Source organism: Vibrio sp. V39_P1S14PM300 (assembly GCF_009904765.1).
GTDB classification, from domain to species: Bacteria; Pseudomonadota; Gammaproteobacteria; order Enterobacterales; family Vibrionaceae; genus Vibrio; species Vibrio proteolyticus.
In genome coordinates this window covers 1-12,393 of record NZ_WXWP01000256.1, presented here as the reverse complement: position 1 = coordinate 12,393, position 12,393 = coordinate 1, and the positions used below count along the sequence as shown (strand labels likewise).

Genomic DNA, 12,393 nt, shown 5'->3' with positions numbered 1-12,393 from the left:
ATCTTACACAGGGAATACGTAATGCAGACACAACGCCTAAGAATTGCCATCCAGAAAAAGGGCCGCCTGAGCAAAGAGAGTCAGGCTCTGTTGAAAAAATGTGGCGTCAAGTTCAACATCATGGGAGAGCGTCTGGTTGTTCACTCTTTGAATATGCCGATCGATTTGCTGCTGGTTCGTGATGATGACATTCCAGGCCTGATCATGGATGGGGTGGTGGATTTGGGCTTCATCGGTGAAAACGAACTGGAAGAAGTTCGCCTGGATCGCAAAGCCTTGGGTGAGCCGTGTGAATTTGTGACTTTGCGTCGTCTGGACTTTGGTGGGTGTCGTCTGTCCGTCGCCATTGATAAAGACGAGCAGTACACTGGCCCGCAGGACCTGGCCGGAAAGCGCATTGCGACAACTTACCCTCAATTACTTAAAGCCTACATGGACAAGCAGGGGGTGCCTTACTCAGCGTGTATGCTAACGGGGTCCGTCGAGGTTGCACCACGTGCTGGTCTGGCGGATGCGATTGCCGACTTGGTGTCGACCGGAGCTACGCTCGAAGCAAATGGCCTTAAAGAAGCGGAAGTGATCTTCGAGTCGAAAGCGACTTTGATCCAGCGTATGGGCGAATTTGATGCGGATAAAAAGGCACTGATTGAAAAGCTGTTGACGCGTATGCAAGGCGTGATTCAGGCCAAAGAGTCTAAATACATCATGCTGCATGCCCCGGTCGATAAACTGGAGCAGATCAAATCATTGTTGCCGGGTGCCGAGGATCCAACCGTACTGCCGCTGTCTGCGGAAAAACAAAAAGTTGCCGTTCATTTGGTGAGTTCTGAAAACCTGTTCTGGGAAACCATGGAACAGCTCAAAGAACTGGGAGCCAGCTCTATTCTGGTTCTGCCAATTGAAAAAATGATGGAGTAATGAATCATGAGAACGGTAGTCTGGCCATCGTTAAGTGAGTCGCAACAAGACTCAATTCTGGAACGCCCTGCGATCGCAGAGGGGGCTAACATCACGGCCGCCGTGGCGGACGTGATTGCACAAGTCCGTAAAGGCGGCGACGCAGCTTTGTTGGAGCTGACAGCAAAATTCGACAACGTCACTCCGGCGTCGATCCGGGTTCCGACTGAGGAGATTGCCGCCGCTGCAGAGCGTCTATCCGACACTATGAAGCAGGCCCTGGATCAGGCGTATGCCAATATCGCTAAGTTCCACAAAGCGCAAAAGCCACAACCGATCAAAGTAGAAACCCAACCCGGCGTGGTGTGCGAACAGGTTACGCGCCCGATTCAGAAAGTGGGCTTATACATTCCGGGAGGCAGTGCGCCACTGCCATCGACGGTGTTGATGCTGGGTGTTCCGGCCAAAATTGCCGGTTGCCGTAAAGTGGTGCTGTGTTCTCCACCGCCGATCGCCGATGAAATTCTGTACGTTGCTCGTTTGTGTGGTATCGATGAAGTGTACAACGTTGGGGGTGGTCAGGCGATTGCGGCCATGGCGTACGGCAGTGAAACGGTCAGCAAAGTCGATAAAATTTTTGGCCCGGGCAACGCTTATGTCACGGAAGCGAAGCGCCAGGTCAGCAATGATTTTCGTGGCGCGGCTATTGATATGCCCGCGGGGCCGTCAGAAGTTTTGGTGCTCGCGGATGAAACGGCCGATCCTGATTTCATTGCCGCAGATTTGCTGAGTCAGGCAGAGCACGGCCCGGATTCTCAGGTGGTGTTGGTGACACCATCGCCGGTACTGGCTGACCAGGTAACGGACGCGGTTAAACGTCAGCTACAAGCGCTATCTCGCGCCTCGATCGCGCAGAAGGCATTGGCATCCAGCCTGATCATAATTGCGGAATCGCTGACACAAGCGGTGTCGATTTCGAACTACTACGGACCAGAGCATTTGATTGTACAAACCAAAAATCCGCGTGAGTTGCTGCCGTTGCTGGACAACGCAGGCTCGATTTTCCTGGGTGACTGGTCACCAGAGTCGGCGGGAGATTACGCGTCGGGAACGAACCACGTTCTGCCGACCTACGGTTACACCCGGACATATTCCAGCTTAGGACTGGCCGATTTTTCCAAACGCATGACCGTTCAAGAACTCTCTGCGCAAGGGTTGCAGAATTTAGCGCCGACCGTGGTGGCGATGGCAGAAGCTGAAGGGTTAGACGCGCACAAACGTGCGGTCACCATCCGAGTAGAAAAATTACAGAAGGAGCAGGCGTAATGGAAAGGCTGGCCCGAAAACAAGTGCAACAACTGACGCCTTATCTGTCGGCTCGACGTATTGGTGGTAGCGGGGATGTGTGGCTTAACGCTAACGAATCACCGTTCGACAATGAATATAAAACAGATTTCGCTCGCTTAAACCGTTACAGCGAATGCCAGCCGACCGCATTGATCGAAGCGTACGCCGCGTACGCGGGGGTTCGCCCGGAGCAAGTGCTGACATCACGCGGTGCGGACGAGGGGATTGAGTTGCTGATCCGTGCTTTTTGTGAGCCGGGGGAGGATGCAATTCTGTTTTGTCCGCCAACCTATGGGATGTACGCCATCAGTGCGGAAACCATGGGGGTGGAACGAAAAACCGTGCCGTTGACACCAGAGTGGCAACTTGACCTGCAGAACATAGAAGCCAATTTAGATAATGTTAAGTTGGTGTTCGTTTGCAGCCCGAACAACCCAACCGGTAATCTGGTTAAACGGGATGACATTCTTCGTTTGCTTGAGATGACGCAAGGCAAAGCGATTGTCGTGATGGATGAAGCCTACATTGATTTCTGCCCTGAAGCGTCAACAGTGGATTTGTTGCAACAATATTCGAATCTGGCGATTTTGCGCACTTTGTCCAAAGCGTTTGCGCTGGCGGGGCTGCGTTGTGGGTTTACACTGGCCAATGAATCGTTAATCAATGTGTTGCTGAAGGTGATCGCGCCTTACCCAGTGCCTGTGCCGGTGGCGGACATTGCGTTACAGGCGCTCTCTGAGTCGGGATTGGCTCGCACTAAGTTTCAGGTGCTGGATTTGAATGCCAACCGAGCGTATCTGCAAGTCGGACTGTCCATGGTCGCTGGGGTCGAAGTATTTGAAGGTTGGGGAAACTATCTGCTGGTGACATTCCCGGATGGTGACGCTTTGTTCAAAGCCGCGTGGGACAACGGCATTATCTTACGTAATTCGCCGATAAAGAACTGCGTGCGCATCAGTGTTGGGAATCGTGAAGAGTGTGAAAAAACCGTCGCATTTATCCGAAATTACTACCTATCCCTATCCGCAATGTGACCGTAGCCAAGATAATCAAATAAAACACGGTACAGAATTGAATTGCTCCTGGTTGGCAGGAGCCCAGGAATAAAAAGGAAGTTTGAGTGAGCACACAACAGAAGATTTTATTTATCGACCGTGACGGGACATTGATAGAAGAGCCGCCAGTGGACTTTCAGGTTGACCGCCTCGATAAGCTGAAGCTGGAACCGAACGTGATCCCGAGTCTGCTGGCGTTACAGGATGCTGGCTACCGTCTGGTAATGGTTACCAACCAAGACGGTCTTGGGACCGACAGTTACCCGCAGGCTGATTTCGATGCGCCGCACAATATGATGATGGATATTTTTACCTCTCAGGGAGTGAAATTTGACGATGTGCTGATTTGTCCGCACTTTGAAGAAGACAACTGTTCATGCCGCAAACCTAAGCTGGGCATGGTCAAAGACTACTTGCAGGGGGGCAAAGTCGACTTTCAGCAGTCCGTTGTGATTGGCGATCGTCACACTGACCTGCAACTGGCTGAAAATATGGCTATTCGTGGCATTCAATACCACCCTCAAACCATGAACTGGTCACAGATCCTAAAAGAGTTAACGGTTAAGGCCCGTATGGCCGAGGTGGTACGTACCACCAAGGAAACCGACATTAAGGTCGCGGTTAATCTTGATGAGCAGGGCGGCAACCAGATTTCCACCGGGTTGGGCTTTTTTGACCACATGCTGGACCAAATTGCCACGCACGGTGGGTTTCAGATGAAATGCCAGGTGGTGGGGGATTTACACATAGATGATCACCACACGGTCGAAGACACGGCGTTGGCCTTGGGCCAGGCGCTGAAGGAGGCCCTGGGTGACAAACGAGGCATCGGCCGTTTTGGTTTCAGTCTGCCGATGGATGAGTGTCTGGCGCAGTGTGCGTTGGATCTGTCTGGTCGGCCTTACCTGAAATTTGACGCCAAATTCAGCCGCGAACAAGTCGGGGATCTATCGACTGAAATGGTGTACCACTTCTTTCGTTCGTTAACCGACACGCTGGCGTGCACACTGCATTTATCCTCTGTGGGTGAAAACGATCACCATATCATTGAAAGCCTGTTTAAAGCCTTTGGACGTACGTTACGCCAGGCGGTTAAAGTGGAAGGCAACGAACTGCCGAGCAGTAAAGGAGTGCTGTAATGACCGCTGCAAAGATCGTCATCATTGATACTGGTTGCGCTAATGTTTCATCGGTTCGGTTTGCAATTGAGCGTCTCGGTTATGAGGTGACGGTGTCGAAAGACCCGGATGTCGTGCTGAATGCCGACAAACTGTTTTTACCCGGTGTCGGTACCGCCAGCGAAGCAATGAAAAACCTCGAAGAGCGTGACCTGATCACCCTGGTGAAACAGGTAGAAAAACCGCTACTGGGCATTTGTTTGGGCATGCAGTTACTGGGCAAGGTGTCTCAGGAGAAAGGTCAGAAAGCCGACGAACTGGTTGAATGTCTCGGTTTGTGTGACGGTGAGGTTAAACGCATGCAAACTGGCGACTTACCACTGCCTCACATGGGGTGGAATACCGTGACAGCGCAGCCAGGGCATCCGCTATTCACTGGCATCGAATCTGGTGAGTATTTCTATTTTGTACACAGTTTTGCGATGCCGGTGGGCGACTACACCATCGCGCAATGTGATTACGGCAATCCGTTTTCTGCGGCCGTACAAAGTGGCAATTACTATGGGGTGCAATTCCACCCGGAGCGCTCGTCGAAAGCCGGTTCACAACTGATTCAAAACTTCTTGGAATTATAAAAAGGGAATGCGTACGTGATTATTCCAGCACTCGATTTAATTGAAGGTCAGGTGGTTCGCCTTTATCAGGGCGATTACGGCCAGGTGACCGAGTATAAAGTGGATCCGGCGCAGCAGTTCGCGCTGTATCATCAGGCGGGCGCCAATTGGTTGCACCTGGTGGATCTGACTGGGGCTAAAGATACCTCAGCGCGTCAGCTTGATCTGATCGCCAAGCTGCTGGCCAGTACTCCGGCCAATATTCAGATTGGTGGTGGTGTCCGCACCGAACAGGATGTAATTGATCTTCTGGAAGCTGGCGCACAGCGTGTGGTCGTCGGCTCAACGGCGGTGAAACAACCCGCTCTAGTGAAAGGATGGATGGAAAAATACGGCGCAGAGAAAATTGTGCTGGCGTTGGACATCAATATCGACCAGGACGGCACGCGAAAGGTCGCGATCTCGGGCTGGCAGGAAGACAGCGGCGTGACGATCGAAGCCCTGCTGGACGATTATCTGACTGTCGGGCTGAAACACGTGTTGTGTACTGACATTTCCCGCGACGGTACGCTGGCAGGATCCAATGTCGAACTGTACGTGGATCTGTGCCAACAATATCCTCAGGTGCAATTCCAGTCGTCGGGCGGCATCGGTTCGCTGGCGGATATTGAAGCGCTTAAAGGCAGTGGTGTGGCAGGTGTCATTGTTGGCCGGGCGCTGTTGGATGGCAAATTCACCGCAGAGGAGGCATTTGCATGTTGGCAAAACGCATAATTCCGTGTCTGGACGTTCGCGATGGTCAGGTGGTGAAAGGCGTTCAGTTCCGCAATCACGAAATCATCGGTGACATCGTCCCGTTGGCCCAGCGCTATGCTGAAGAAGGCGCAGATGAACTGGTGTTTTACGACATTACCGCATCGAGTGATGGTCGCGTGGTCGATAAGAGCTGGGTTTCCCGGGTTGCTGAGGTGATTGATATTCCGTTTTGCGTCGCGGGTGGCATCAAATCCGCTCAGGATGCGGCGCGTATTCTGGAGTTTGGTGCCGACAAAGTCTCCATCAACTCACCAGCACTGGCAAACCCGCAGCTAATTACTGAACTGGCGGATAAGTTTGGCGTGCAGTGTATTGTGGTGGGCATTGATTCCTATTACGACAAAGACACGGGCAAATATCAGGTCTACCAGTTCACCGGTGACGAAGCGCGCACTAAGGCCACACAATGGGAAACGCGCGATTGGGTGCAGGAAGTGCAACACCGCGGCGCAGGCGAAATTGTGCTGAACATGATGAACCAGGATGGCGTGCGCAATGGCTATGACATCGCGCAGCTAAATATGGTGCGTGAGGTGTGTCATGTACCTTTGATCGCATCGGGGGGGGCTGGCGCCATGGAGCACTTTGCTGAGGCTTACCAAAAAGCCAATGTGGACGGGGCACTGGCCGCTTCGGTCTTCCATAAACAGGTCATCAATATTGGTGAGCTGAAACAGTACTTGAAACAACAAGGAATCGAGGTGCGACTATGAGTTTTGAAGCCGCAGAAATAAGCGCACTGTCTGAGCGTATTGACTGGGAAAAAATCGACGGTTTGATTCCAGCAATAGTACAAGACTTTCAGTCCAGCCAAGTGCTGATGATGGGCTACATGAACCAAGAGGCGTTAAACAAAACTGGTGATACCGGTCAAGTAACGTTTTTCTCACGGACCAAGGGGCGGTTGTGGACCAAAGGCGAAACGTCCGGCAACCTTCTTCGTCTGCAAAACATTGCGCTAGATTGTGACAACGATACCTTGTTGGTCAAAGTGAATCCCATTGGTCCCACTTGCCACACCGGTACGACAACATGCTGGGATGGCGATGTACAAGAGGAGTCACAAATGGTGTGGCTTCATCAACTTGAGCAGTTACTGGCTGCCCGCAAGAGTGCCGACCCGGACTCTTCTTATACCGCCAGTCTTTACGCCCGTGGTACCAAGCGTATTTCGCAAAAAGTGGGCGAAGAGGGCGTTGAAGTCGCGCTTGCGGCGACGTCGGGTGATAAGGCGGAGCTAGTGTGTGAATCCGCGGATCTGATCTATCACTTGCTGGTGCTGCTGCAGGATCAGGGGCTGTCGCTCAATGATGTGATCAACAAACTCAAAGAGCGTCACAAGTAGCGCTGCGCTTTATGATATAGTTTTCTCAGGCCGTAAGAATTTGGCTCTTACGGCCTTTTTTGTTGTACTTTGTTCAGCATACGATCTGGGTATGCTGACCCAAGAGAAATGAGGAATCCAATGGCTGGTCATAGTAAATGGGCGAACATTCGCCACCGAAAAGCGGCTCAAGACGCTAAACGCGGGAAGATCTTCACCAAACTGATTCGTGAAATTGTGGTGGCAGCGAAAGAAGGTGGTGGTGACGTGGAAAATAACCCGCGTCTGCGTGCGGCTATCGATAAAGCACTGTCCAATAATATGACCCGGGATACCATTAACCGAGCTGTGTCTCGCGGTGCCGGCGGGGAAGGGGACGACAACATGGAAACCGTGATCTACGAAGGCTACGGCCCGGGGGGGACGGCGGTCATGGTGGAATGTATGACGGACAATCGCAACCGAACGGTTTCTGGCGTACGTCACGCGTTTTCCAAAGCAGGCGGAAACCTGGGTACCGATGGCAGTGTAAATTACCTGTTTGATAAGAAAGGCGTGATTTCTTACGAGCCGGGATTGGATGAAGACGCGGTGATGGAAGTGGCGTTGGAAAGCGGTGCGGAAGACATCGAAACTGCTGATGACGGTGCGATTGATGTGTACACCACACCCGCAGAGTTTGGTGTGGTCAAAGATGCGCTGGATGCGGCGGGCTTTCTGGCGGCGAACGCGGAAGTGTCACTGGTTCCGTCAACCAAAGCGGACCTGGATGCTGACACCGCGCCTAAGCTACTGCGTTTGATTGATGCACTGGAAGACTTGGATGACGTGCAGGAAGTCTATCACAACGGCGATATTTCCGATGAGGTAGCCGCCGCGCTCTGAGCCATCAGAATATGCAGCACTAACAGGTACGCATTGCGTACCTGTTTTAGTTTCAGTCTGTGTCAGTTGATAGGAAATCAATCATGCTGCTGGTGAAGTAAGCGTTTGAACCTGCAAATGATCTGTTTGCACGCACAATTTGGTATGCTTATCGGTATGACCTGTTCGCGCTGAACAGGCTGCCAATAATACGCAGTGCGCCCGAGAGTGGGCAGAGGAAGTGAGTATGTCCATCATCTTGGGTATCGACCCGGGCTCCCGAATTACCGGATACGGCGTGATCCGTCAGAACGGTCGCCATCTTCAGTATCTCGGTAGCGGTTGTATCCGCATGTCGGAGAAAGAGCTGCCGGGGCGTCTGCGTCAGATCTACGCAGGGGTAACCGAGATCATTACGCAGTTTCAGCCGGATGTCTTTGCCATCGAACAGGTTTTCATGGCAAAAAATGCCGATTCGGCGTTAAAGCTGGGGCAAGCCAGAGGCAGCGCGATTGTGGCGGCGGTGAATGCGGACCTGCCAGTTTTCGAATACGCAGCGAGGCTGATTAAGCAGGCGGTTGTGGGGACGGGTGGTGCAGATAAAACGCAGGTTCAGCACATGGTTCAGCACATGTTGAAACTGCCTGCAAAACCTCAGGCGGATGCGGCGGATGCACTGGGCGTGGCGATTTGTCATGCTAACACCAATAAAACGCTGGTGGCGATGGCGGGCAAAGCAACCAGCGCTCGCCGTGGCCGGTATCGCTAACCGGGAAAGTGAGAGCTGACAAGCAGTTATCGACGCCTTTGTTGTTATCATTTTGTTAAATAACTAAAGTGGTAGGAGGTCTAATCAGAACTTTGTATCACTATGACAATCAACCCGCTATCCTGGTGGTGTGCTTTCTGCCAGCCAGCAGACCCTCAATGGGATAACCAGACAGCACGTCAGGCTGACATCATCAGCCTGTTTACCTTTATTGCTTTTCTTGTGGGCGTATACAGCCTGTTGAAATGGTCGCGCCACCAACACGAAGCGCTGATCATCACGTCCATTCTACTCATCCTGCTCGAACTCGCCTCTGCGATGTTGCTGCGTGTCACGCGACGGGCGGGCTTGGCGCTGAACATCGGGTTTGTTGGCATGACACTGCATGCCCTCAATATCATTTATCAAAGTGGCGGCATCGTGGATTCGACTCAGACCTATTGGGTGCCGCTGCTCATCGTGGCATTTTTCCTTTCCGGCACGCGTACGGTGGCGATTGTCTGGAGCCTTGGTGTGACTGTGATCGCCGCAGCCATGACGGCGGCGCGGCAACAAGGGTATGAGTTTCCTCAACTGCTCTTGAGCCCATCGGCCCAGGCGGTGGAAACTTGGTCTGGTGTGATGTTACCTCTGGTTGTCATTGCGGTGGCTCAGGCTTTTACGGCCCGCCAGCGCGAGCGTGCGATTTACCAAGCGGAAAGTGCCTTAGCCAGCAGTGAACAGGCAATGGAGAATGTGGTCGCCGGAGAAAAGAAAATGGCGCACATGCTTCATCAGGCCACCGACAATGCCGCACAGTTGCGAAATGTGTCGGGCCAACTGGAGTTTCAGGCGGCGGAATTAGACCAACAAGTGACTCAACTCAATCAGAACTGTGAATCGCAGGCGAGTGCGGCAGAACAGATGAGCCAGCAGGTGCATCTGCTCTCTGAAACAGTGGGGGAGTCATCGCGTTTTGTTCAGGCGCTGAAGCGGCAAAGTGAGCAGGTGGGCCAACAGGCCGGTAAAAGCAGCCAACTGCTTGATGCCTCCACCGCGGCAATGGACAAGATCATGACCAGCCACCAGGACATCATGAAAGTGGCCGACTTAATTACTTCAGTGGCGGAGCAGACCAACTTGCTGGCATTGAATGCGGCGATCGAAGCGGCGCGGGCAGGAGAGCAGGGGCGAGGGTTTGCTGTGGTGGCGGAGCAGGTGCGTGAGTTGTCGGCGAAAAGCAGTCAGTCAGCGATTGAGATCCGTCAGTTGCTCGACAGTAGTGAGCAGGATGTCGAACAAGGACAAAAAGTGATGCAGGCCAGTGCCGGACAGATGAACGCGATCATTACTCAGGTAACAGGCATTTCGGGTGAGGTCGAACAATTGGTGACGGTGATGGGGCAACAGATGAGTTCACTCCAGGAACTCGATCTGGCCAGCAGTGACGTTGCTCGTGGGGTCAACGACACCAAAAGCGTGGCAACGGTTGTGGCCAGACAAGGGGAGAAACTGCATCAACAAGTGGATGATGTTCGCCGCCTGACGCACAATTTGGATCGAGTGGTATCACAGGCCTGAAGCGACGACAAATCTGCACAAAGAACTGGATGTGTATCCAGTTCTTTATTATCCTGTCTCAAATTTCCTTCCAACAAGAGAACACAACGTGATTGGACGTCTTCGAGGCACATTGATCGAAAAACAACCCCCGGAACTGCTGATAGAAGTGAATGGCGTCGGCTATGAAGTACAAATGCCGATGAGCTGCTTTTACGAGCTGCCGAATACCGGAGAAGAAGCCGTCATCTACACTCATTTTGTTGTCCGTGAAGACGCTCAGTTGTTGTATGGTTTTAACACCGTGAAAGAGCGCGCACTGTTTCGTGAAGTCATCAAAGCCAACGGTGTTGGTCCGAAACTGGGGCTGGGCATTTTGTCCGGTATGACCGCCAGCCAGTTTGTGGCCTGTGTCGAGCGTGAAGATATTTCCACCTTGGTGAAATTACCCGGTGTGGGTAAGAAGACTGCCGAGCGATTGGTGGTGGAAATGAAAGACCGTCTGAAAGGATGGGGGGCTGGCGATCTGTTTACCCCGGCAACGGATGCGGCGCCAGTCGATTCTGCGCCAGTGTCTGAGCAACAAGAAGCGGAAGAAGAAGCCATCAGCGCACTGCTGGCGCTGGGTTACAAACCGACTCAGGCGTCCAAAGTGGTGGCTCAGATTGCCCAGCCAGGGATGAGCAGCGAAGCGCTGATCCGCGACGCCCTCAAGTCGATGGTTTAAGTGGATAAGTCAGGAGGCCCGTTATGATTGAAGCTGATCGCCTGATTGCCCCGGAAAATCCGGCATTTAAAGACGAAGACGTGATCGACCGAGCGATTCGACCGAAAAAGCTGGAAGACTACCAGGGGCAAGATCACGTCCGCGACCAGATGGAAATTTTCATCAAAGCCGCGCAGCTGCGTGAGGAAGCGCTTGACCACCTGTTGATATTTGGTCCGCCGGGCCTAGGTAAAACCACGTTGGCCAATATTGTTGCTAACGAAATGGGGGTGAATATCCGTACCACCTCGGGGCCAGTATTGGAAAAAGCCGGTGATCTGGCTGCGCTTTTGACCAACCTCGAAGAAAATGACGTTCTGTTCATCGATGAAATTCATCGTCTTAGTCCGATGGTTGAAGAAGTGCTGTATCCGGCGATGGAAGATTACCAACTGGACATCATGATCGGGGAAGGCCCGGCCGCGCGTTCAATCAAAATTGATCTGCCGCCGTTCACCCTGATTGGGGCGACGACCAGAGCGGGATCGCTGACATCACCGCTGCGAGACCGTTTTGGCATTACGCAGCGTCTTGAGTATTACAAAATCCCCGACTTGCAGCATATTGTGCAGCGCAGTGCCGAGTGTTTGAGCCTGTCGATTGACCCGGAAGGGGCACTGGAGGTGGCGCGTCGTGCCCGTGGTACGCCACGTATCGCCAACCGCTTACTGCGCCGTGTCCGTGATTACGCGGAAGTGAAAGGCAATGGCCATATTTGTCCCGATATCGCCGACAAAGCGCTGAACATGCTGGATGTTGACCATCAGGGTTTTGACTACATGGACCGCAAGTTGCTGTTGGCCATCATGGAGAAATTTGGTGGCGGACCGGTGGGCATCGACAACATGGCTGCCGCCATAGGTGAAGAGCGTGACACGATAGAAGACGTACTCGAACCGTATCTGATCCAGCAGGGTTACCTGCAGCGCACGCCAAGAGGGCGAATCGCTACCGACAGGGCTTACCTCCACTTCGGAATTGAAAAATAAGTTTACCAAGCCGAACTTCACAGTTCGGCTTTTTATTTAGTGTGACCAAGCTCACTAAACCGCAAACTCGTATAACCCTTAGGGCGTAATGATCTATGGTGGGTTGTTATGGAGATGTTTATCAACAATTCCGATAACTTGCTGTGGATCACTGAAATGCAACATCAAAATTCAAATTGGCTTGATTGAAATCAATTTGTCTGTTTTTTAGTCAAAAATGAGAGCGAAAACTTGACCTAAATCAAAGCGTTTTTCGCCCATAAACCTTTTGAAACAAGTTGTTTTTAGCAGTAAT

At 52.4% G+C, this 12,393-nt stretch carries 13 protein-coding genes; all 13 read left to right on the top strand.

Annotated elements, in window-relative coordinates:
- The first annotated feature begins 21 nt into the window (after positions 1-21).
- Entirely contained in the window at positions 22-918 is an 897-nt protein-coding gene (hisG, locus tag CAG65_RS12960; protein WP_161453928.1) for an ATP phosphoribosyltransferase, read from the top strand.
- 6 nt (positions 919-924) lie between these two features.
- Positions 925-2,223: a histidinol dehydrogenase gene (gene hisD, locus CAG65_RS12955; protein WP_161453927.1), complete on the top strand. Its 1,299-nt coding sequence runs from the start codon at positions 925-927 to the stop codon at positions 2,221-2,223.
- Positions 2,223-3,278: a histidinol-phosphate transaminase gene (gene hisC, locus CAG65_RS12950; RefSeq protein ID WP_161453926.1), complete on the top strand. Its 1,056-nt coding sequence runs from the start codon at positions 2,223-2,225 to the stop codon at positions 3,276-3,278. Before hisD ends, hisC begins: the two co-directional genes overlap by 1 nt.
- An 86-nt stretch (positions 3,279-3,364) precedes the next feature.
- Positions 3,365-4,438 (top strand): bifunctional histidinol-phosphatase/imidazoleglycerol-phosphate dehydratase HisB, encoded by a 1,074-nt coding sequence (hisB, locus tag CAG65_RS12945; RefSeq protein ID WP_161453925.1) that lies wholly within the window; start codon positions 3,365-3,367, stop codon positions 4,436-4,438.
- Positions 4,438-5,052 (top strand): imidazole glycerol phosphate synthase subunit HisH, encoded by a 615-nt coding sequence (hisH, locus tag CAG65_RS12940; protein WP_021704087.1) that lies wholly within the window; start codon positions 4,438-4,440, stop codon positions 5,050-5,052. The genes hisB and hisH overlap by 1 nt, the downstream gene beginning before the upstream one ends.
- Positions 5,053-5,067: 15 nt before the next feature.
- A complete protein-coding gene (gene hisA, locus CAG65_RS12935) occupies positions 5,068-5,805 on the top strand; it encodes a 1-(5-phosphoribosyl)-5-[(5-phosphoribosylamino)methylideneamino]imidazole-4-carboxamide isomerase (RefSeq protein WP_161453924.1) in 738 nt (245 codons plus the stop codon).
- The gene (gene hisF / locus CAG65_RS12930) at positions 5,787-6,560 is read left to right on the top strand and encodes an imidazole glycerol phosphate synthase subunit HisF (RefSeq protein ID WP_161453923.1); all 774 of its coding nucleotides are present in this window, start codon (positions 5,787-5,789) and stop codon (positions 6,558-6,560) included. The genes hisA and hisF overlap by 19 nt, the downstream gene beginning before the upstream one ends.
- On the top strand, positions 6,557-7,192 hold the full coding sequence (gene hisIE, locus CAG65_RS12925; protein ID WP_161453922.1) for a bifunctional phosphoribosyl-AMP cyclohydrolase/phosphoribosyl-ATP diphosphatase HisIE: 636 nt from the start codon (positions 6,557-6,559) through the stop codon (positions 7,190-7,192). The genes hisF and hisIE overlap by 4 nt, the downstream gene beginning before the upstream one ends.
- Before the next feature lie 120 nt (positions 7,193-7,312).
- Entirely contained in the window at positions 7,313-8,056 is a 744-nt protein-coding gene (locus CAG65_RS12920) for a YebC/PmpR family DNA-binding transcriptional regulator (protein WP_161453921.1), read from the top strand.
- 226 nt (positions 8,057-8,282) lie between these two features.
- A complete protein-coding gene (gene ruvC / locus CAG65_RS12915) occupies positions 8,283-8,804 on the top strand; it encodes a crossover junction endodeoxyribonuclease RuvC (protein WP_021703741.1) in 522 nt (173 codons plus the stop codon).
- A 108-nt stretch (positions 8,805-8,912) separates the two neighbouring features.
- Entirely contained in the window at positions 8,913-10,364 is a 1,452-nt protein-coding gene (locus CAG65_RS12910) for a methyl-accepting chemotaxis protein (protein ID WP_443098397.1), read from the top strand.
- An 88-nt stretch (positions 10,365-10,452) separates the two neighbouring features.
- On the top strand, positions 10,453-11,070 hold the full coding sequence (gene ruvA, locus CAG65_RS12905; RefSeq protein ID WP_021703739.1) for a Holliday junction branch migration protein RuvA: 618 nt from the start codon (positions 10,453-10,455) through the stop codon (positions 11,068-11,070).
- Positions 11,071-11,093: 23 nt separating this feature from the next.
- A complete protein-coding gene (ruvB, locus tag CAG65_RS12900; RefSeq protein ID WP_021703738.1) occupies positions 11,094-12,098 on the top strand; it encodes a Holliday junction branch migration DNA helicase RuvB in 1,005 nt (334 codons plus the stop codon).
- Positions 12,099-12,393 lie beyond the last annotated feature (295 nt).